The 21,438-nt window shown below is 71.1% G+C and carries 18 protein-coding genes; 3 read left to right on the top strand and 15 right to left on the bottom strand.

Features of this window, described 5'->3' with window-relative positions; genetic code table 11:
• Positions 1–439: 439 nt before the first annotated feature.
• From tyrS to ABEA87_RS36780, 13 genes are all read right to left on the bottom strand, one after another.
• Positions 440–1,726: a tyrosine--tRNA ligase gene (tyrS, locus tag ABEA87_RS36840; RefSeq protein WP_425571023.1), complete on the bottom strand. Its 1,287-nt coding sequence runs from the start codon at positions 1,724–1,726 to the stop codon at positions 440–442.
• Between the two features lie 40 nt (positions 1,727–1,766).
• Positions 1,767–2,792 carry a glycosyltransferase family 2 protein gene (locus tag ABEA87_RS36835; protein ID WP_345637767.1) on the bottom strand — a complete coding sequence of 342 codons (1,026 nt, stop codon included), beginning with the start codon at positions 2,790–2,792 and terminating at the stop codon, positions 1,767–1,769.
• 744 nt (positions 2,793–3,536) lie between these two features.
• Positions 3,537–4,028: a hypothetical protein gene (locus ABEA87_RS36830; RefSeq protein ID WP_345637765.1), complete on the bottom strand. Its 492-nt coding sequence runs from the start codon at positions 4,026–4,028 to the stop codon at positions 3,537–3,539.
• Positions 4,029–4,041: 13 nt separating this feature from the next.
• Entirely contained in the window at positions 4,042–5,265 is a 1,224-nt protein-coding gene (locus tag ABEA87_RS36825) for a hypothetical protein (protein WP_345637763.1), read from the bottom strand.
• Positions 5,266–5,401: 136 nt separating this feature from the next.
• The gene (locus ABEA87_RS36820) at positions 5,402–6,706 is read right to left on the bottom strand and encodes an MCE family protein (protein WP_345637761.1); all 1,305 of its coding nucleotides are present in this window, start codon (positions 6,704–6,706) and stop codon (positions 5,402–5,404) included.
• Positions 6,703–7,869 carry an MCE family protein gene (locus ABEA87_RS36815; RefSeq protein WP_345637759.1) on the bottom strand — a complete coding sequence of 389 codons (1,167 nt, stop codon included), beginning with the start codon at positions 7,867–7,869 and terminating at the stop codon, positions 6,703–6,705. Before ABEA87_RS36815 ends, ABEA87_RS36820 begins: the two co-directional genes overlap by 4 nt.
• A gap of 158 nt (positions 7,870–8,027) precedes the next feature.
• Positions 8,028–9,317 (bottom strand): MCE family protein, encoded by a 1,290-nt coding sequence (locus ABEA87_RS36810; RefSeq protein WP_345637757.1) that lies wholly within the window; start codon positions 9,315–9,317, stop codon positions 8,028–8,030.
• Entirely contained in the window at positions 9,317–10,306 is a 990-nt protein-coding gene (locus ABEA87_RS36805; RefSeq protein WP_345637755.1) for an MCE family protein, read from the bottom strand. Before ABEA87_RS36805 ends, ABEA87_RS36810 begins: the two co-directional genes overlap by 1 nt.
• A complete protein-coding gene (locus ABEA87_RS36800; RefSeq protein WP_345637753.1) occupies positions 10,303–11,352 on the bottom strand; it encodes an MlaD family protein in 1,050 nt (349 codons plus the stop codon). Before ABEA87_RS36800 ends, ABEA87_RS36805 begins: the two co-directional genes overlap by 4 nt.
• Positions 11,349–12,629, bottom strand: a complete 1,281-nt coding sequence (locus tag ABEA87_RS36795; protein ID WP_345637751.1) for an MCE family protein — start codon at positions 12,627–12,629, stop codon at positions 11,349–11,351. The genes ABEA87_RS36800 and ABEA87_RS36795 overlap by 4 nt, the downstream gene beginning before the upstream one ends.
• The gene (locus ABEA87_RS36790) at positions 12,626–13,417 is read right to left on the bottom strand and encodes an MlaE family ABC transporter permease (RefSeq protein WP_345637750.1); all 792 of its coding nucleotides are present in this window, start codon (positions 13,415–13,417) and stop codon (positions 12,626–12,628) included. The genes ABEA87_RS36795 and ABEA87_RS36790 overlap by 4 nt, the downstream gene beginning before the upstream one ends.
• A gap of 7 nt (positions 13,418–13,424) precedes the next feature.
• Complete coding sequence (locus tag ABEA87_RS36785) at positions 13,425–14,198, bottom strand: MlaE family ABC transporter permease (RefSeq protein ID WP_345637747.1); 774 nt, start codon at positions 14,196–14,198, stop codon at positions 13,425–13,427.
• Positions 14,199–14,241: 43 nt separating this feature from the next.
• Entirely contained in the window at positions 14,242–15,204 is a 963-nt protein-coding gene (locus ABEA87_RS36780; protein ID WP_345637745.1) for an ABC transporter ATP-binding protein, read from the bottom strand.
• Between the two features lie 176 nt (positions 15,205–15,380).
• Here ABEA87_RS36780 and shbA point away from each other — a divergent pair, with 176 nt between their 5' ends.
• Complete coding sequence (gene shbA / locus ABEA87_RS36775; RefSeq protein WP_345637743.1) at positions 15,381–15,956, top strand: RNA polymerase sigma factor ShbA; 576 nt, start codon at positions 15,381–15,383, stop codon at positions 15,954–15,956.
• A gap of 93 nt (positions 15,957–16,049) precedes the next feature.
• On the top strand, positions 16,050–16,892 hold the full coding sequence (locus ABEA87_RS36770) for an anti-sigma-D factor RsdA (protein WP_345637741.1): 843 nt from the start codon (positions 16,050–16,052) through the stop codon (positions 16,890–16,892).
• A gap of 49 nt (positions 16,893–16,941) precedes the next feature.
• On the opposite strand, the gene ABEA87_RS36765 is transcribed toward ABEA87_RS36770, so the two are convergent.
• The gene (locus ABEA87_RS36765) at positions 16,942–17,901 is read right to left on the bottom strand and encodes an NAD-dependent epimerase/dehydratase family protein (protein ID WP_345637740.1); all 960 of its coding nucleotides are present in this window, start codon (positions 17,899–17,901) and stop codon (positions 16,942–16,944) included.
• A 235-nt stretch (positions 17,902–18,136) separates the two neighbouring features.
• On the opposite strand from ABEA87_RS36765, the gene ABEA87_RS36760 reads away from it, so the two are divergent.
• Positions 18,137–20,272, top strand: coding sequence for an MMPL family transporter (locus ABEA87_RS36760; RefSeq protein ID WP_345637738.1), 2,136 nt, complete (start codon positions 18,137–18,139; stop codon positions 20,270–20,272).
• Between the two features lie 58 nt (positions 20,273–20,330).
• Here the strand turns inward: ABEA87_RS36760 and ABEA87_RS36755 are convergent, their stop codons facing one another.
• On the bottom strand, positions 20,331–21,068 hold the full coding sequence (locus ABEA87_RS36755) for a hypothetical protein (protein ID WP_345637737.1): 738 nt from the start codon (positions 21,066–21,068) through the stop codon (positions 20,331–20,333).
• Positions 21,069–21,438 lie beyond the last annotated feature (370 nt).

The raw sequence follows: 21,438 nt of genomic DNA, 5'->3' as shown, positions 1-21,438 counted from the left end.
AAACCTTTGTCGGACACAATTGTCCTGGCAACAAAAGTTGCCAAATCCCCTGACGGGGGAAATTACCAATATTTGGCACTGGCTTTTACAAGCACCCTGTTGAGTTCTCAAAAAACAAACACACACCAAAATCGGAACCCCGTTAGGGGAAAGAATCTGGGGTGATTCTCTGTTTCTGTTCTTTTGTTTTCCCGTTTTGCGTTTTTAGCTTATCCGATCGGACTTCCTACCGTCAAATCCGTGTTTCGCGAATTCGCAGGTCTTCAGTTCGTTCGGCCCCACAATAACGTACCGGCGGGAACCGGTATTTCATCGGGGGTAGCAGGCCGGCCGTTCCGTCCGCGTCGCGTCCGTTTCTCCGTCCGTTTCCCTGCCGAGGAAGTACTGTACATCCTCCGAGGTTGGGTGCCAAATCGGCGCGTCGTGCCTGGTCAAGGTACTACTCGGCGGCGAGTTCCAGCCCCGCCACGGTCCGCTTGCCCCGGCGCAGCACCAGCCAGCGCCCGTGCAGCAGCTCGCTGCGCTCCACCACCGCGTCCCCGTCGGCCACCCGCTGGTTGTTGATGTACGCGCCGCCCTCAGCGATGGTCCGCCGGGCGTCACCCAGGCTGGAGGACAGCCCGGAGGTCCGGAACAGCTCCGCCACCGTGCCCAGCGCCGGCACCTGTCCCAGGCCCGCCTCGGACAGGGCGGCGCGCAGCGTGCCGGCGTTGAGCGAGGACAGGTCGCCGCGCCCGAACAGCGCCTGAGACGCGTCGATCGCCTGCCGGGTCTCGGTCTCGCCGTGCACCAGGCGGGTGACCTCCTCGGCCAGCCGGCGCTGCGCGGCCCGCGCCGAGGGCCGCTCGGCGGTCTCCTTCTCCAGCGCCATGATCTCCTCCCGGTCAAGGAAGGTGAACCGCCGCAGGAACATCCCGACCGAGGCGTCCTCAATGTTGATCAAGTACTGGTAGAACGCGTACGGGCTGGTCATCTCCGGGTCGAGCCAGACGTTTCCGCCCCCGGTCGACTTGCCGATCTTCTGGCCGTTGGCGTCCACCACGAGCGGCGTGGCGAGCAGGTGCACCGACTCGCCCTCCATCCGGTGGATCAGGTCGGTACCCGCGGTGAGGTTGCCCCACTGGTCGCTGCCGCCGGTCTGCAGCCGGCAGCCGTAGCGCCGGAACAGTTCCAGGTAGTCCAGGCCCTGCAGAATCTGGTAGCTGAACTCGGTGTAGCTGATCCCGGCGTCGGAGTTGAGCCGGGCGCTGACCGCGTCCTTGGCGATCATCTTGTTGACCCGGAAGTGCTTGCCGATATCGCGCAGGAAATCCAACGCGGAGAGCTCCGCGGTCCAGTCCAGGTTGTTGACCATGCGCGCGGCGTACTCGCCGGTGAAGTCCAGCAGCGGCTCAACCTGGGCCCGAATGCGCTCCACCCACGCCGCCACCGTCTCTCGGGGGTGCAGCTGGCGCTCAGAGGTCTCCCGGGGGTCACCGATCAGCCCGGTGGCCCCGCCGACCAGGCCGAGCGGCCGGTTGCCGGCCAGCTGGAGGCGCCGCACGGTCAAGATCTGAGTGAGATGTCCGAAATGCAGGCTCGGCGCGGTCGGGTCGAAGCCGCAGTAGAGGGTCATCGGCCCCCGGGCCAGCTCCGCCCGCAGGGCATCCAGGTCGGTGGAGAGCGCGATCAGGTCGCGCCACTGCAGATCGTCGATTACGTGCGTCACACCATCATTGTTCCGCATCGGCCCAACGCGTTTTCGACCAGACGACCGGGTGCGCCGCCTACACCATCCAGCGCACGGCCGCCCAGTACCCGCGCATCACCGCGTTCAGCAACCCCAGCCCCACCGGCAGCGGGAAGAACACCGCATCCACGTCGGCCCTCAACAGCCGCATCCACTCGCGGTCCGGCACCGTGCCCTCGCCGCGCAGCTGCCGGCGGCGGGCCCGCAGGTGGCCGCGGTTGCGCCACAGCCACGTCCAGCCGCGCACCTTGGCCCCACCCCAGCCCTGCAGCAGCGCCACGGCCAGCCCCACGGCCTCGAACGCGAGCCCGGCCGGGGCGAGCACCACCAGCGCCCGGGGGCTCCACAGGGTCGCGACGAGCATGAGCCGGTTGCGCTCGATCAGGTAGTTCTTGAACGGGTTGCGGCTGAACTCGTACCGGTGGGTCGCTATCGCGTCCGGCACGTACACGCAGCGCAGCCCGAGCCGCCAGGTGCGCAGCGACAGCTCGCTGTCCTCGCAGTAGGCGAAGTACTCCTCGTCGAAGCCGTCCAGCCGCTGCCAGTGCGCCCGGGTGGTGACCAGGCAGGCCCCGGAGGCGGCCGCGGTGTCGACCAGGCCGGTGCGGGTCTCCGGCTTGCCCAGCCCGCCCGCCCAGGACATGCCCAGCACATGCACCGGGTTGGCGCCGGCGTTGACGATCTGGACGTCGTCGGGCATCCGGACGCTGGCCACCGCCACCCCCACCCCGGGGCCGTCGACCACGTCGACCAGCCGGCGCAGCGTGGTCGGCTCGACCAGGAGGTCCCCGTTGACCAGCGCGAGGTAGTCACCGGTGGCGGAGCGGGCGCCGAAGTTGCAGCCGCCCGCGAAGCCGAGATTGCTTCCGGGGTTCACCACCGTCACCAACGGGTGGTCGGCGAACTTCTCCAGCGTCTGGACCGAGCCGCCCTCGGCGCCGTTGTCGACGATCACCACCTCGATCGCGACCCCGGTGGAGGCGAGCAGCGCCTCGATACACCGGGTCAGCCATGGCTCGTCCTTCCAAGCCAGCACTACCGCACTCACGCTGGGCTCGGCCATCGGGTCTCCCGCGATCGGATGTCGGACTTCGGTTACCTTACGGCATCACGCCCAGCCCCAGACCCGGCACGCAGACATGTCCGCAACTGCGACGAAACCGCTGCCCTGTCCGGAACACTCGGTGACCGGTCCGACCACGCACTGAGGTGCGGGATCCCTACGGATCCCGCACCTATCGGTGAATGAGGGTTGCCGCGCGAGGTGGTAGACGTTGTGGGGACCCGCACCGCAGATCCCGTTCTCGACGATCACCGTGTCGTACGCCCAACCTGACGGGACCGCGTAGTCCCACGCTCCGGCGACCGGCGCCACGATGCGATACATCGGGGTGGGCCCGGGGCCGCAGACGTTGCTTTCGATGGTTACCTCGTCCCACGACCAGCCGGACGGGACAGAGCACAGCAGCGCTCCGGAGGACGGCCGGAAGAGATCGTAGAGAGTGCTGTCGCCCGGCCCGCAGAGGTTGTTTATCGTCATCACCGCGCCCCACGACCAGCCGGCCGGGACAGAGCAGAAGAACCCGCGGCGCCCGCCAGCCCCACCACGGTCGCGGCCGCCGCCAACAGCGCCAGCACACCACCCTGGACCATCCGTGCCGCTCTCTGACGTACGCGCACGTTGACCTCCACCCTCGCGCGTCAAAGTTGTCGATCCGATAGATCACCGGTCGGTCAGCAGTTGATCACGTTCGGTACGGGCCAACAAGACGCGAACTCGTACGGCGGCATTGCGGGGCCCGGTGGCTCAGATCGCCGAGGCCGCGGACACCTTCCATGTGCGGCCGACCCGCACCATGGTGAGCACCACCCGGTTCTGGTCGACCTTCTCACCGCTCACGTTGGTGTTGCGCCGGTACTGGTCGAGGTAGACCAGCAGGTCCACCTTGTCGCCGGTACCGCCGATCACGCCGGTCGACGACACCTGCGCCTGCACGACCGCCTGCTCCTTGGTGGCCGTGGCCTTGAGGCTGGCGGTGGTCTGCGCGTACTCCTTGGCGAACGGGCCGGTGACGTACGCCTTCGCCTTGGTCACGCCGGTGTCGAAGGTGCGGTAGTCGTAGGAGAAGATCGCCTGCGCCGCGGCCGTGGCCGCGAGCCGCGCGCCGTGCCTGGCGTCGGCGCGTGCGCCGGCCCGATCGGCCTGGTACCAGGCGAATCCGGCCGCGCCGGCGACCACCACCACGGCGACGGCCAGCGTCAGAATGGTGCGCCGCAAGGGAAAGGAAGGCATGACCATGTGACCGCTCCCGTCAGCCGACGAACTGCAGTTGCGCGACCAGCCAGCGCCCGGAGGCGCCCCGGCTCAGGTTGACCTGGATCCGGTAGTGCGACAGCCGACCGTCGGGCGCGCTGGTGTTCTTCACGGTCGCGTCGATCGCGATGAGCACCACGGCGGAGCGCAGGTTCGCCGACACGACGGCGGCGCGCAGCACGGTGCCGGTGGACTTCACCTTGTTGGCGACCACGGCGGCGCGTACCTGCGCGGTGTCCTGGGCGAACTCGTCCTTGAACTGGCCGGTGGCGCCGTCCGCGATGCGCTTGAGGTCACGGTCCACAGTGGACGCACTGATCGAGACGAAGTTGACCGTGGTCTGCCGGCCCGCGGCCAGGGCGGCCTGCCGCGCGTCGTCGAGCTGACGCTGGTGGTACCAGCCGCGGGCCAGCAGCCCGGCGGCGCCCAGCCCGGCGACCAGCAGCACGACCAGCGCACCGGCCAGCAGCCGCGGGCGCCACGACGCGCCGCCGCCGCCCGCATACCCGCTGTCTGGATCCTCGCTGTCTGGATCCCCGCTGTCTGGATCCCCGCCGCCCGCGCGCCCGGTCTGCGACCTTGTGGCCGCCGACGCGGCTCCGGCGTCCGACCCGACGCCGGGCGCGGCACCGGGATCCCGCACGGCCGCGCCGCCGGATGTGGTTGCCGGCGAGGGGCGCGGGCGCCGGCGCGGGCTGGGCCGCGGCCGGGGAACGGTGACCCGACCGGTGGTCGTGGGCGGGCGCCCGCCGCTGGCCCCCTCGGCGTCGCCTGGCGCCGAGCCATCCCCGGGCGCGTTCGGCAACGGGTCGTCTGGCGACGGGCCGTCCGGCACGAGGTCGTCCGGCGCACGGTCGTCGCCAGCGAGGCCGTCCTGCGCGAGGTCGTCTCCGGCGAGGCGGTCCCCACCCGGGTCGTCCGGCAGCGTCACGTCGCCACCGAGCTCCAGGTCGCCCCACATCGCCGAGCCGAGCTCGCCCGTGGCCAGCGTGGCGTCGGTGAGCGAGACGTCGGTAGGCGAGACGTCGGTAGGCGAGACGTCGGTGAGGGTGCCGTCCGTCAGCGCACCGTCCGCGCCCGGCGTCGAGCGCGCGGACCTGGGCACGGTCCGCCGCACCGGGGCTGGGTCACCGGCACCGGTGATCCGGCGTACCGTGCGCCGCCGTACCGTTCGGGTCGCCGGCCCGCCCCGCGCCGCCGCCCGCTCCTCGCGCCTGTCCATCGCGTCTCCCTTCCCACGATCCGCCGCTGCACCCATCGGCCGGCCCGCCAGTTCGCCGGTCCGCCGACCCGCGGATTCGCCAGGCCCGCGGATTCGCCGGTCGGCCGGTTCGCCGGCCCGTCCGAGGGCCGCGTGCCTAACCGGCCAGCCCGGCAAGCAACAGTTCCTTCCACGACTGGTTGCCGGCCAGCGCGTACTGGCCGCCGGTGCCGCCGAGCTGCAACGGCAGCCCGTCCGCCCCGGTGACCAGCCCGGTCGCCGGATCGAAGCCGTCGATCGTGCCCGTGGCACCGGTACCCGTTGCGTCCGACGGCGAACCACCACTGCCCGCGCCACCCGACGACGGCGCGGCACCGACCGGCGCGGGCGACGGGTCGGTGCCGGACGGCTCCGGCGCCTCGGTGCTGCCCCGAACTCCGGAGCCGGCCGCCCGTTCCTTCGCGGTGCACGCGTCGGCGCCCGTGGACGTGTACTGGCAGGCCGGCGGGTTGTTCAGGTTGACCACCAGGCCGAAGTGCGCGGTACCGTCGCCGGGCGCCACCGTGAAGCCGCCGGCCACCGCGACCGGGTACTCGACCAGGATCTGCCGGATGCCGGGCAGCCGGTCCGCGGCGATCCCGTTGACGGTGATCAGGTTGCCCAGCAGCGTGCCGACGCTCGGGTCCAGGTCGCGCAGCAGTCCGACCAGTTGGGTCGCGCCCGGCGGTTCGTCGGCCAGCAGGCGGCGCAGGTCGCCGTCGGAGTTCTTCACCGTGCCGGTGAGCTGGGACAGCGACCTGGCCCATTGGTGGATCGCGTCCGCCGAGCCGGCCTGGGTGTTCAGCACGGTCCTGCCGTCCTGGATCAGCGTGAGCGTCTGCGGCAGGTCCTGGTTGGCGGTGGCCAGCAACGAGTTGGCGGCGTCGACGATCTGGCGCAGCGCGTCCTCGTTGCCCTCGAACGCGGTCCCCAACTCGTCGATCAGCGTGCTGAGATCGGTGCCGTCGACCGAGCGCACCAGACCGTCCAGGTTGGTCAGCAGGGTCTCGACCGGCAGCGGGACGCTGGTACGGCTGGCCGGGATGGTGTCGCCGTCGCGCAGGTACGGGCCGGTGTCGGTGTCGGGTCGCAGGTCCACGTACTGCTCGCCGACGGCGGAGCGCTCCGCGGTCACGGCGTGCAGGTCGCGGGGAATGGGTACGCCGCCGCGCAGGTCCAGGTCGACCCGCACCCCCTTGCCGGCGAGGCGCACGGCGCCCACCCGACCGACCGGGATTCCCCGGTAGGTCACCGCGGCGTTGGTGAAGATGCCGCCGGCGGCGGCGAAGTCGGCGTGCACCGTGTACCCGTCGCCGAACAGCCGGTCGCCAAGCCCCACGTAGCGCAGCCCGACGTAGGACACCCCGAGCAGGCTCACCACGAGGAAGACGAGCACCTGGAACTTCACGGTACGGGTGATCATGAGCCACATCCCAGGAGGATGCCGAGCAGGCCGCAGCCGCCACCGCCCCTGGGGCCGGGCGACCCGCTCGGCGACGGGCCGGGGGTCGGCGAGCCGGACGGCGCGGGCGCGCCCGGCCGGCCCGGGAGCGGCGAGGTGCCGGATGGGCTCACCGCTCCCGGGCCTGTCGACCCCCCGGGTTCATCGGACTCCGTCGGCGCGACGGTCAGCAGGTTGGACAGGATCGACGCGCCGTCCAGGTCGACGGTGGCGTGCAGGTTGACGAAGTCGCCGGAGATGGCGCCGGTGACGTTCGGTGGGAACGGGTAGACGAGCAGAAAGTTCAGCGCCTTGGGCAGGTCGTCCCCGGCGCGCACCAACTGGGCGAGGATCGGCTGCAGGGACTTGAGGCTGGCCAGCGTGCCGTCCCGGCTGTCGTCGACCACTCTCGTGCCGACGGTGGACAGCTTGCCCAGCGAGGTCAGCGCGTTGGTGATCTGTGCCTTCTGCTGGGCCAGCACGGTCAGGCCCGGGTCGAGGGCGTCCACGGCCGCGCCGATGGTCGCCTTCTGCCGCGCCAGCTGGGCGGAGAAGCTGTCCAGCGCGGTGATGGCCCTGGTGATGTCGGCGCGCTGCGCGTCCAGCCCGCCCAGGAAGGTGTTCAGCTGCCCCAGCAGGTCCTTGACGGTCGCCTCGCGGCCGGACAGCGCGTCGGTCAGCTCTTCGTTGATCGTCTTGAGCTGGGCCAGCCCACCGCCGTTGAGCAGCAGGCCGAGGGCGCCGAGCACCTCCTCGACCTCGGCCGTGCGGCTGGTCCGGGCGACCGGGATCACCGCGCCGTTGGTCAGCCGGCCGGTGGCGGTCTGGCCGGTGGGCGGTCCGAGCTCGACGAACTTCTCGCCGAGCAGGCTGCTCTGCCGGATCGCGGCGGTGGCGTTGGCGGGCAGCTGGACATCGCGGTCGATCTTCATGCGTACCCGCGCGTTCCAGCCGGACAGCGTGATCTTCTCGACGCTGCCCACCGTGACGTCGTTGACCTTGACGGCGGCCTGTGGCACCAGGTCCAGCACCTCGGTGAACTCGGCGCTGACCTGGTAGGCGGGGCCGGACGGCGCGCCGCCGGGCAGGGCGGAGCAGCCGGTCGCGCCGGCGAGGGCGGCGACCACCAGTACGGCGGCCAGCACGCGCCGGCCGAGCGCCGGCAGGCCACTTCGACGGGCGCCGGTCGGGCGGGGGCCGGTTCCCGCCCGGACGGCACCTGCCGGCCGCGCTCGCGGCCCGGCCGGCCCCGTGACCGGCGGTGAGGCGAGCGGTGATCCGGCGGGTGGTGGGCGGCGGGCCGTCATTTCAGCACCTTCAGGATGCCGCCGAGCGTGGGATCGCCCGGCGCGACGTCCTCGGGCTGACCGGGTACACCGGGACTTGCGGAGGCGCCCGGCGCCCCGGGACCTCCGGAGGAGCCCGGCACACCCGTACTTCCGGAGGAGCCGGAGTCGGGTGTGCCGGGCGCGCCGCCCGGCGAGGAGGTTGGTCCGGGCGGCAATCCGAGGAGCTTGCGCAGCTGATCCGTCAGCGGCAGGTGCGCCGCGTTCAGGGTCTGGGCCAGAGCCACGCACTCCTGCGGAACCTGTTGCTGGGTCACCAGGCCGACCAGCAGTGAACAGACGTAGCTGGCCGGGTCGTAGGGGCCCAGCGCGTCGTCGCGGGTGTCGAGGGTGCCGGAGCGGGAGTTGTAGGCGAGGTTGAGATCGGACAGGGCGGTGGGTGCCACGTTGAGCACGTCGATGATCGCCTGCTGCTGGCGCACCAGGACGCCGGAGACGTCGCTCAGGGCGCTCACGTTGGACGCCAGCTGGGAGCGGTTGTCCCGCACGAAGGTCGTGATGTCGGCCAGCGCGGTGGACAGGTTGCGCAGCAGGGTGGCGAGGTCGTCGCGCTCGCCGGCAAGCTGCTGGCCGACCGAGGCGAGCTGCGAGTTGAACTCCTGTACCTGCTGGTCGCTCTCGGCCAGCGCGGTGACGAACTTCTGCAGGTTGGTGACGGTGCCGAACAGGTCGTCCTTGCTGTCGTTCAGGGTGGACATGATCTGGGAGAGGTTGTCCAGGGAGTCACCGAGGTTGGCCCCGTTGCCCTTGAGGTTGGCCGCGCCGGTGCCGACGAGGTTGGACAGCGCGCCGTTCGCGTTGGCGCCGCCCGGCCCGAGCGCCTGGTCGAACTGGTTCAGGGCGCGGTACACGTCATCGATCTCCAGCGGCACCGACGTCCTGGACTCCGGCAGGTCCGCGCCGTCGGCCAGGAGGGCGCCCCGGGTGTAGGCCGGGGTCAGCTGGACGTACCGGTCGCTGACCACGCTGGGCGGGACGATCACCGCCGAGGCGCCCGCCGGCACCTTGTACCGGGCGTCGTACCGCATCGCCACCCGTACCGCGGTGCCCTCCGGACGCGCCGAGGTGACCGTACCGATCTTCACGCCGAGCACCCGCACGTCCGAGCCGGCGGCGATGCCGACCGAACTGGCGAAGTGCGCGACCAGCGTGCGGGTCGGGGTCCGGGTGCCCAGGATGATCAGGCCCACCCCGGCCGCCATCACCACGGTCAGGCCGGCGGCGACCAGCATCCGGCCGCGGCGCATCACTTGCCTCCCAGCGTCGGGGTGTACGGCTGCAGCAGGCCGTTGAGCCAGGAGTCGAACCAGCGCCCGTTGCCCAGCACGTTGGTGAACGCGTTGATGAACGGCGCCAGGTTCTTCAGGGTGTCCGACAGTTTCCCGCTGTCGGCCTGCAGCGTGGCCAGCACCTGGCGCAGTTGGGTCAGCGCCGGCGCGAGCTTGGTGCGGTTGTCGGCCACCAGGCCGGAGATCTGGGTGGCCAGTTCGTTGGTGGTGACCAGCAGTTCGTGGATCGCGTCCCGGCGTTCGCTGACCTCGTTCAGCAGCAGGTTGCCGTCCTGCACGAGGGTGCGCAGCTGGTCGTCACGCTGGGCCAGGACGCTGGTCACGCCGTTGGCGTGGGACAGCAGCGTGTGGAGCTGGTCGTCGCGGGAGGAAATCGACGCGGTCAGCTTGGACAGGCCGGACAGCGAGGTCCGCACGTCGTCCGGGGTGTCGGCGAAGGTCGTGGACAGCGCGTCGAACGCCTGGGCCAGCTGGCCGGCGTCGACCTGCTGCAGGGTGCCGGCCAGCCCGTTGACCGCCTGCACCACGTCGAACGGGGACGCGGTGTGGTTCAGCGGGATCTGCGCACCGGGCCGCAGCCGGGTGGTCCCGGACGGCTGCAGGGCCAGGTACTTCTGGCCCAGGACGGTCTTGATCTGGATGGTGGCCTCGGTGCCGGTGCCCAGGCGCAGCCCGCGATCGTCGACGCGGAACGCGACCCGCACGTAGGCGCCGCCCGGGCCCTGCGCCAGGCCGATCGAGCTGACCTTGCCGACCTTCACCCCGGCCACCCGCACCTCGTTGCCCGCCGCCAGGCCGCTGGCGTCGCGGAAGGCGGCCCGGTAGGTGGTGCCCGCGCCGATCACCGGCAGGTCGTCGACGTTGAACGCGGCGACCACCAGCCCGACGAGCACGACCAGCCCGATCGCGCCGATGACGATCGGGTTGCGCTCGCGGAACGGCTTCACTTCGACCCCCCGGTCCGGCAGGCGGCCGCCGTCGAGTTGAACGTCACCGGGTTGACCGCGCCCAGGCCGGGCAGGGCCACCCGGCCGTCGAAGTCGCACATGTAGAAGTTGAACCAGGAGCCGTAGGAGGCGGTGCGGGTCAGCGACTGGTACTCGCCGGGCAGCGTGGACAGCGTGGTGTTGATGACGTCGGTGTTGTCGTTGAGGATGCTGGCCAGCGAGCCGAGCCCGGAGACGTCGGCGCTCAGACTCGGCCGGGCGTCCTTGATCAGCGAGCCGGTGGCCGTGGTCAAACCGTCGATGTTGGTGATCGCCTGGCCGATGGCGGTGCGGTCGGCGGCCAACCCGGAGACGAACTGCTGCAGCTGGGAGATGGTGTCCGACAGCTCGCCCTGCCGGCTGTCCAGCGTGGCCAGCACGGAGTTCAGGTTGCCGATCACCTTGGTGATGACGGTGTCCTGGTCGGACAGCGTGCTGATCAGTGACGCGCTGTGCTGGAGCAGGCCGCTGACGGTTCCGCTCTCCCCCTGAAGCACCTGAATGATCTCGTACGACAGCGAGTTGACGTCCTGCGGGCTCAGCGCGGTGAACAGCGGCTGGAAGCCGTTGAACAGCACGGTGAGGTTGAGCGCCGGGGTGGTCTGCGACAGCGGGATGAGCCCGTCCGGCGGCAACAGCGCACGGCCGCCGGGCCCCTCGGCGAGTTCCACGTACCGCTGCCCGATCAGGTTGAGGTACTTGACGGTGGCGTGCACGGTCGTGGGCAGCGGTACCGGCTGACTCAGCTTGAGCGTCAGCTGCGCCACCCTGTTGTCCACCAGACCGACCCTGGTGACCTGGCCGACCTTCACCCCGGCGATGCGCACGTCGTCGCCGGGCAGCACGCCGGTCACGTCGGCGAACCTGGCCCGGTACACGGTCCCGCCGCCGAGCGAGAGCGATCCCAGGGTGCTGGCCAGCACCCCGGTCAGTACCAGCGTGACCGCCGCGAAGACGAGCAGCTTGACCAGCGGCCCGGCGACCTTCCGGCTCTGAATGGCGCTCATGTCCCCGCGTTCACCACCGTTCCGCGCAGCAGTGGGCCCCACAGCAGGTCGGCGACGGGCGGCACATCGTCCGGGGACGTGCCGGTCTGCGCCGCCACCAGCGGCTTGATGAGCGCCTGTTCCTCCTGGGTGCCCGCGTACCCCATCGGCGCGAGGTTGAGACTCACCGGCAGCTTCGCCGCCAGCCGCGAGGCGCCGTAGTCGTAGCCGTCGTCGAGCCGCACCTGCGGCGCGGGTACCCGCGGATCGGGCAGGCCCCGGCAGTTGGGGCCGTTGGTCGCGCCGTTGACCGGGGCGTCCTTGCCGGGCTCGTACGCGCCGTTGCTGTTGGTGATCTCCAGCGTGATGTGCATCTTGCCCGAGGCGAACACCTGCGCGATGTCGGGCTCCTGCTTCACCGCCCCCGCGAGCAGGCACGGGTACTCCGGGGAGTAGGTGGCCAGCAACTGCAGCAGCGGGGCGCTGACCTTGCCGACCTGGATGATCCGGTCGCCGTAGCTGTCCAGGAACGACCGGGTGGTGTCGGCGAAGTCGGTGGCGTCGTCGAGAAACGCGGCCACCTGGCCGCGCTGCTGGCTGATCGTGTTCGCGGTCACCGTGACGTTCTTCAGGATGCTCATCAGGTCGGGCAGCGCGCCGTCGTAGGTCGACAGCACGGTGCCCAGCTTCGTGATGTCGGCCCGCAGCGCGGGCAGCTGCCCGTTCAGCGCGGACAGGTACTGGTCCAGCGAGGCCAGGTCGCGGCCGATCTCGTCGCCCTCGCCCCGCAGCGCGTCGGCGATCGCGCCCAGGGTGGCGGCCAGCTTGTCCGGCTGGATCGTCTGCAGCAGCGGCAGCGTGTCGTCGAGCACCTTCTCCAGCTCGATCGCGGAGGTGGACCGGTCCTGGCCGATCACGGCGCCCGCGCGCAGCCTGCCCGCAGACGGCCTGGCCGGCTCGGTCAGCGACACGTAGCGCTGACCGAACAGCGTGTCGGGCAGCAACTGGACGCTCACGTTGGCCGGAATCTCCGGAAGGCTCGACGGGTTCAGCGCGAGCCGCAGGGTCGCCCGGCCGCCGTTGGCGGAGATGTCGCGCACCTGCCCGACCAGTACGCCGCGCAGCTTCACGTCCGCGCCCTCGGACAGCTGCAACCCGGTGTGGTCGGTGCGCACGGTGATCCACGCGACCGGCGTGAACGCCTTGCGGTACACCAGGACCGACAGCGTCAGCGCGCCCACCAGCAGCAGGGCGAAGGCCAGGCCGAGCGCACGGTGCCGGTAGACCACCCCGCTCACCCCGCGATCCGTACCGTCGTGGTGGCGCCCCAGATGGCCAGGGACAGGAAGAAGTCCACGACGTTGACCGCCACGATGGCCAGGCGCACCGCGCGCCCCACCGCCAGGCCCACGCCGGCCGGGCCGCCGGTGGCCCGGTACCCGTAGTGGCAGTGGATGAGCACCACGATGAGGCTGAACACCAGCGCCTTGCCGAACGACCAGAGCACGTCGCCGGGCGGCAGGAACAGGTGGAAGTAGTAGTCGTACGTGCCGGTCGACTGTCCGAAGTAGATAGTGGTGATGGTACGGGTGGCCAGGTAGCTGGAGAGCAGCCCGATGACGTAGAGCGGGATCACCGCGATGAAGCCGGCGATGATCCGGGTGGTGACCAGGAAGGGCAGCGACGGGATCCCCATCACCTCGAGCGCGTCGACCTCCTCTGAGATGCGCATCGCGCCCAGCTGTGCGGTGAACCCACAGCCGACGGTCGCGGACAACGCCAGCGCGGCCACCAGCGGCGAGATTTCCCGGGTGTTGAAGTACGCCGAGATGAAGCCGGCGAACGCACTGCTGCCCAGCTGCTCCAGCGCCTGATCGCCCTGCAGCCCCACCTCGGTACCGGTGAAGAACGTCATGAAGCAGATCACGCCCACCGTCCCGCCGACCACGGCCAGCGCCCCCGAGCCGAAGCTCACCTCGGCCAGCAGCCGGACGATCTCGCGGGGGTAGCGCCGCAGCGTGCGGGGCACCGCCCCGAACGAGCGCAGGTGGAACGCGAGCTGTTCGCCCAGATCGTCGAGGATCATCGCCGGCTCACGACCCCTTCTGCGGTACGACCTGGAAGTACACGGCGGTGATCACGAAGTTCAGGGCGAACAGCAGCATGAACGTGATCACGACGCTCTGGTTCACCGCGTCGCCCACGCCCTTCGGTCCGCCCTTGGCGGTCATCCCCTTGTACGACGCGACCAGTGCGGCGACCGCCCCGAAGACCAGCGCCTTGACCTCCCCGATCAGCAGGTCCGGCAGCTGCCCGAGCGCCTGGAAGCTGGCGACGTACGCGCCCGGCGTGCCGTGCTGCAGCATCACGTTGAACACGTATCCGCCGGCCACTCCCACCACGCTCACGAGCCCGTTGAGCAACAGCCCGACCAGCATCGAGGCGAGTATCCGGGGCACCACCAGGCGCTGGATCGGGTCGATACCCAGCACCTGCATCGCGTCCAGCTCCTCGCGGATGCGCCGGGCGCCGAGATCGGCGCAGATCGCGGAGCCGGCCGCGCCGGCTATGATCAACGCGGTGACGATCGGCCCGGCCTCCCGCACCACGGCGAGCACCGACGCCGCCCCGGTGTACGACTGCGCGCCCAGCTGCTGGGTCAGCGAACCCAACTGCAGCGCGATGACCGCGCCGAACGGGATGGACACCAGCGCGGCCGGCAGGATGGACACCGACGAGACGAACCACGCCTGCTGGATGAACTCGCGCACCTGCCACGGTCGCCGGAACATCGTGCGCAGCGCGTCGAGGCTGAACGCGAAGAAGTGCCCGGTCTCGCGCAGCGTGAAGGTCACCGGGTTGGCCACGTCGACCTCCCGGTCGGTCTGCCGTTCGCGGCGGATGGTCGGGTCACAGTGGTACCTCGACGATCGAGCGGGGCTCGGTGAACGAGCCGGGTGGCGGCAGCACGCCGTTGCCGCGGCACCACTGCCCCGGCGGCCGTTCCGCCCGCCGGATCCCGCCGTCGGAGGGGCGCAGCTGGTGCTGGATCGGCGGCAGCGGCGGCAGCCGGATCCCGGACGCGGCCTCGGCGGCCAGGTCGGTGGCGTCCTTCTCCTCGGCCATGCCGATCGGGCCGATGCGCTGGGCGTTGAGGAACTGCCGGACCACCGGTTCGGTACTGGACAGCAGCATCTCGCGCGGCCCGAACATGGCCAGCTTGCCGTGGTAGAGCAGGCCGATGTTGTCCGGCACGGTGCGGGCGGTGTTGATGTCGTGGGTGACGATCAGGAAGGTGGCGTCGGTCTGCTGATTGAGGTCGATGATCAGCTGGTTGAGGTACGCGGTGCGGACCGGATCCAGCCCGGAGTCCGGCTCGTCGAACAGGATGATCGCGGGGTCGAGCACCAGCGCCCGGGCCAGGCCGGCCCGCTTGCGCATGCCTCCGGAGATCTCGCCGGGCAGCTTGCCCTCGGCGCCGCTGAGCCCGACCATGTCCAGCTTCTCGCGGACGATCTCCCGCACCCGCGACTCGCTCAGCCGGGTGTGCTCGCGCAGCGGAAACGCGACGTTGTCGTAGATGTTCATGGAGCCGAACAGCGCCCCGTCCTGGAACAGCACGCCGAACAGCCGGCGGATCGCGTAGAGCCGCCGCTCGGACAGCTTCGGCAGGTCCTGGTTCTGGATCCAGATCGACCCGCGATCCGGCCGCAGCAGGCCGACCAGGGTCTTGAGGAACACCGACTTGCCGGTACCGGACGGGCCGAGCAGTACCGAGATTTCTCCGGCGGGCAGGGTGAGGCTCACGTCCGACCAGACCGCCTGACGGCCGAAGGACTTGGTCAGCCCTTCGACCCGTACCTCTACGCCCAACTGCTCCCTCGCCTCCTCGCCTGTGGCTCATCGTCAATGGGCCGGGCGGTGTTACACGCCGGTGCCGAACCACCGCGTACCGGACACATCCGCAACGCTTCGTGTTGGTACGTTGGCGTCCGGACGGATACCGTGCGAGGGTCGGCATCAGGCGCGTGGCGGGGCAGGGAGGGGCGATGACGGCACCGCACCCCGAGCTCGTCGAACGCGCCGTCCACGGCGACCCGCGGGCGACCGCCGACCTCATCGAGCAGATCCGCCCCAACGTCGTGCGTTACTGCCGGGCTCACCTGGGTCGCATCGGCGGGCGGCACACCACCGCCGACGACGTGTCGCAGGAGGTCTGCATAGCGGTGCTGCGCTCACTGCCGGCCTTCCGCGACCAGGGGCGGCCGTTCACCGCGTTCGTCTACGGCATCGCCGCGCACAAGGTGGCCGACGCGCAGCGCGCGGCAGTGCGCCACCTGGCGGTGACCCCGGTGGAGGCGATCAGCGACCAGCCCGACGCGGCGCCCGGACCGGAGCAGCACGCGCTGAACACGGACACCGCCCGGCGCCTGTCTCAGCTGCTCACCCACCTGTCCGACCTGCACCGTGAGATCATCGTGCTGCGGGTAGCGGTCGGCCTGTCCGCCGAGGAGGTGGGCGGAGCGGTGGGCATGAGCCCCGCGGCGGTACGCGTGGCACAGTCGCGCGCGCTGTCACGACTGCGCAATCTCGCCAGCACCGTCTTCAACGAGGTGCCGGCATGAGCGAGCGACAGCGAGCGAGTCAGAGTCGCCGCGCGTTTGTGCCTCATGCCGGACCGCAGCGAAGCGAGGATCTGGCATGAGCGAGCGACAGCGATGAACGGGAACCGAAGACCATCGCCCCGCCGCCGGCAGGTCGACCTGGACGCGGTGCGCTCCGACGACGTGATGCTGGACGCGCTCGGGCAGTCCGACGCCGTACCGGACGACGACGAACTGGCCGCGATGCTCGGCGCGTGGCGCGCCGACCTGGACACCGAGCCGCTGCCGCCGCTGCGGTACGACGCGCTCGCCCCCGAGCCGGCGGACGCGGCAGGCGACTGGGCGCCGGGGCCGCCCGCCGCCGGCAAGCGCTCCCGGCGCACCACGTCGGTGCGCCCGCGGACAGTACGGCTGGCCGTGGCCGCCGCGCTGATCATCGCCACGGCCGGCGGGGTCTCCGTCGCCGCCGCCGGTGCCCAGCCCAGCGACGCGCTGTGGCCGGTCGTGAAGATCGTTCACCCGCACGTGGCCAACCAGCGCTCGGCGCAGGACGCGATCGGGAAGGCCCGTCAGGCCATGGACGAGCACCGGTACGACGACGCCCGCCAGCTGATCGCCCGGGCGGACGCCCTGGTCGCGAAGGTCAGCGACCCGGCGCAGGCGCAGCGGCTGCGCGACCAGCTCAACGCGCTGCGTGCCGCCCTGCCGGCGGCCACGCCGGGCGGAGCACCGGCCTCGCCGTCGCCCCACTCGGCGTCGAGCCCCTCCCAGACCCCGACCCCGACCCCGACGGCCAGCCCGGCCGCGACCGGGGCGAACCCGAGCCCGCCGTACAGCGTGGGCACCCCCACCCTGAGCCCGTCGTCGGGCAAGGCACCGGGGGGGCTGCTGCCCTCGCTGCTGCCCAGCCTGCCGCCGCTGCTGCCAAGCCTGCCGCCGCTGCTGCCGGGGCTGTGAGCCGGGCGGCGAACAAGGGCGGCGGGGCGCGGCGAGCGAGGGCGGCGGTTCAGCGAGCCGGCTGGGCGCCGGCGCTCTCGCGCAGCCAGTCGACGTAGTCACGCACCGCGCGCTCGGCGCCGTACTCCGGCCGGTAGCCGGTGTCCGAGCGCAGCCGCTCGATGTCCAGGTACTGGTCGCCCGCCGGGCCGGCCGGGTCGTGGCCGGGGGCCAGCTCGATGTCGGCGTCCGGGATGACCGCGCGGACCGCCTCGGCCACCTCCTCGTTGCTGGTCATCCGGCCGGTACCGACGTTGTAGACCCGGTGGTTGAGCTTCGGCGCGGTCTGCACCAGCGCGATGGCCCGCCCGCAGTCCCGCGCGTAGCACAGGTCGATGCCGTCGCGCGCGTACCGGGGCGGGGTGAAGCGCACCGGCTCGCCGGCGAACGCCGCGTTCACCATCCGCGGCGCGGCCATGAACCGGGAGTCCGGCCGGCCGAACGGCCCCCAGATCGCGCCGATGCGCAGGCTGACCACCTCGATGCCGGACGGCCCGGCGACGAGGCCGCCGAGCAGTTCGGCGGTCTTCTTCATCGTCTCGATCGGGTGGAACGCGGTCATCGGCAGCCGCGCGTCCTCCCGCCAGGGCACCCCAGTCACCCCGACATAGACGCCGATAGTGCTCGCCACGCTGACTCGGGGTACCCGCCACTCGCGAGCCGCGCGCAGCACGGCCAGCAGTCCGTCGACGTGGGACTTCAGGTCGTCGATGAGGTCGGGGCCGGCGCCGGACGATCCGGCGAGGTGGATGATGCCGTTGATCGGATACCGCTTGCCCAATTCCAGCAGTGCGTCCGGATCCGTGACGTCGAGCGGTTCGATGAATGCGCGCCCGCCCAACTCGGTGCGCAAAAACTCCGGTTGGCGGGCGGTGCGGCGCCGGGTGAGTACGCACGACTCCCCCGCCTCCAGCAGCGCCCGGGCGGTGTTCAGGCCGATGAAACCGAGACCGCCGGTCACCAGGATCATGGTTCGTACCATCCAATTCCTGTTCATTTATTGAGCGCGCGTAAGCAAGATGCTTAGCCAGCTAACGAAGAGCCTAACAGGATGTCATTAGCCGCACAACGACGGGGTCGGGTCAGCGCGTCGAGAATCCGACCCTCGAATGCCGGAAAACGGCCCAACGGGCGTAGGGGTCGCCATTATCGTCAATAGCTTGAGTAGCTGGTCTACGTATGAGCGAGACGGGGTGGGATAGCTCATGGATAGAGGCCACCGGCTGGCCGCGCTGGTGTGTGGTCGCCGTACAAAATGGATGGTCCTGGTCTTCTGGCTGGTAGTGCTGGCCACGCTGGGGCCGCTGGCGGGAAAGCTCACCGGGGCGGAGAAGAACGACGACTCGTCCTGGCTGCCCGGCAACGCCGAGTCGACCCAGGTGATCAACCTGCAGAGCGGCTTCGAGTCGCACGACACGGCGTACGCCGTGGTGGTCTACCAGCGGCTGGCCGGCATCACCGCCGCGGACGGCACGCACGTCGCCGACCAGGCCAAGCGGTTCGCCACCATCGACGGCGTGGACGACCCGGTGATCGGGCCGCAGCCGTCGACGGACGGCAAGGCCCTGCAGGTGTTCGTGCCGATCACGGTGGGCGACGGGGGGTGGGACACGATCGGCGACGCCGTCACCCAGATCAGAACGATCGCCGCACCCACGCTCGACGGCATGCGGCTGCACGTCACCGGGCCGGCCGGCAGCGCCGCCGACTCGGCCGAGGCGTTCGAGGGCATCGACGGCCGACTGCTGTACGCCACACTCGGCGTGGTCATCGTGATCCTGCTGCTGACGTACCGCAGCCCGGTGCTGTGGCTGCTGCCGGTGCTGTCCGCGGGCGGCGCGCTGGCCGCGTCCGAGGCGGTGATCTACCTGTTCGCCCGGCACGCCGGACTGGTGGTCAACGCGCAGAGCGCCGGCATCCTGACCGTACTGGTCTTCGGCGCCGGTACCGACTACGCGCTGCTGCTGGTCGCGCGGTACCGCGAGGAGCTGCGCCGGCACGCCGACCGGCACGAGGCGATGGCCGCGGCGCTGCGCCGCGCCGGACCCGCCATCGTGGCCAGCGGCGCCACCGTGATCGCCGGCATGCTCTGCCTGCTGGCCGCCGACCTCAACTCCACCAGCGGCCTGGGCCCGGTGGCCGCCATCGGGGTGGCGGTCGGCCTGGCCGCGATGCTCACGCTGCTCCCGGCCCTGCTGGTGATCTGCGGCCGGTGGGTGTTCTGGCCGGTCCGGCCCAGGTTCGGCACGCCCGAGCCGACCGAGACCGGGGCCTGGGCCCGCATCGGCGCTCGGGTGGCCCGGCGCCCCCGCACGGTCTGGGTGGCCACCGCGCTCGTGCTGGGCGCGCTGGCGGTCGGCATGGTCGACCTGCACGCCGGCCCACTGTCCAACAAGGACTCGATGCTCGGCCATCCGGACTCGGTGGTCGGCGCCGACGTGCAGGCCGCGCACTTCCCGGCCGGCAGCGGCCAGCCGGTGGTGGTCATCGGCGCGGCCGGCGCGGGCCAGCGGATCCACGACGCGGTCGCCGGCACCCGCGGCATAGCGGGCGCCGACGCCCCGGTGGTCCGGGGCGGGCACAGCATGGTGCAGGCCACCCTCGCCAACGCCGCGGACAGCCCGGCCGCACAGGCCACCGTGGATCGGGTACGCACCGCCGTACACGCGATACCGGGCGCCGAGGCGAAGGTCGGCGGCGCGACGGCGGTCAACGTCGACATCGAGCGGGCGGCGCGCCGCGACGAGGATCTGATCATCCCGCTGGTACTGGTGGTGGTCTTCATCATCCTGTCCCTGCTGCTGCGCGCGATAGTCGCGCCGCTGCTGCTGGTGGCCACGGTGGTGCTGTCGTTCGGGGCCGCGCTGGGCGCCAGCGCCCTGATCTTCAAGCACCTGCTGGGGTTCGCCGGGGTGGACACCGGGTTCCCGCTGTTCGTCTTCGTCTTCCTGGTCGCGCTCGGCATCGACTACAACATCTTCGTCATGACCAGGGTCCGCGAGGAGTCGGCGCGGCTCGGCACCCGGCGCGGGGCGCTGCTCGGGCTCGCCGCGACCGGCGGCGTGATCACATCGGCCGGCCTGGTGCTGGCCGGCACGTTCTCGGTGCTGGCCACGCTGCCACTGGTGACGTTCGCCGAGATCGGTTTCGCGGTGGCGTTCGGCGTACTGCTGGACACCATGGTGGTGCGTTCGATCCTGGTCACCGCGCTGAACCTGGACGTGGGGCGGCGGATCTGGTGGCCCAGCCAGCTGGCGCGCGAACGGGTACCGGCGGGCGGCGAGGCGCCGCGGCGGCCGGACGAGCCGGTCTCGCTGGCCGGCGCGCCGACGGGTTCGTAGCACTCGCAGAACCAAGCCGCGGCCCGGCTCGCGAAGGGGGCGGACGCCGGGCCGCGGCTCAGACCAGCGCGGCGACCACGAGGGTGGCCAGCGACTCCTGCTGGGCGTACGCGTCGGGGAAGGCCGAGTTCTGGACGGCCTGCGCCGCCTCGGTGACCGACATGCTCTCCCAGCCAGGGATCTCGATCAGCGCGTCGTAGAACTTGGTCGCCGAGGTGGCCGGGTCCATCAGCTCCTCGACCGTGCCCCAACCCGAACTCGGCCGCTGCTGGAACAGCCCGACCGAGTCGTGGTCGCCGCCCACGCCGTCGTGCGGCAGATCCAGCGACTCAGCCACCCCGTAGTTGGCCAGGTTGAGCAACTGGCTCTCCTGCAACGCGGTGGCCACGGCGACGACGTACGCCTCCTTGGGCAGCTTCAGCTGCTCCCCCACCCGCACGATGGTCGCGGCGTAGTCCATCTGCACCTGGCTGAGGCCGCCGACCGGAGCCGGCCTGACGACCACCGTGGCGGCCCGGGTCGGCTTCCTGATGGGCGTCGGCGAAACCGACGGGCTCGGGCTCGGACTCGGAGTCGGGCTGGCCGAAGGCGTCGGGGACTCGGGCGCACCGCTGGGCGCCGTGCGCTGAGCGGAGCGGGAGACCTCGCGGCGCTCCCGATCCACCGGTACCCGCACAGCCGCGGTCAGGTCGGCCGACTTCGACCGCCCCGACCGGCCGGTGTCGCTGCTCATCGCCGTGAACAGCGCGCCCACCCCGACCAGCAGCAGAAGCACCACCAGGACCGGGCGGCGCACCGGGTGTTCGCCGGCCCAGACCCGCCACGCGGAAACCCTGCGGTGTCGCACCGGCGCGGAGGACGGCCCGGGCGACGGCCGCTCCCCCTTGACCGCGCCCGCTACCGTGTGTTGCCGAGCGGCCGGCCGATGCTGAGCCTGGTAGGGGCTCGTCCGCCGGTTCCGACGTCCGGCCGGATCGATGTCGCTGCCATGCACGCCAGCCAGGCTAAGGGCCACTCATCGACGAGAAACAGCAGCTCAAACGGTGTTGAGGATCACTTTTGACAACGCATTCGGCCAGCTTCGACGCGGCGGGACCGGGCCGGAGTCACGGGTGACGGGTCCGATGAGCCCGATTGGCCGGCACAATCGACGCGGCACGTAGATA

The organism is Rugosimonospora acidiphila (assembly GCF_039543385.1).
Classification (GTDB): Bacteria; Actinomycetota; Actinomycetes; order Mycobacteriales; family Micromonosporaceae; genus Rugosimonospora; species Rugosimonospora acidiphila.
This window is presented reverse-complemented; position numbering and strand designations above follow the sequence as displayed.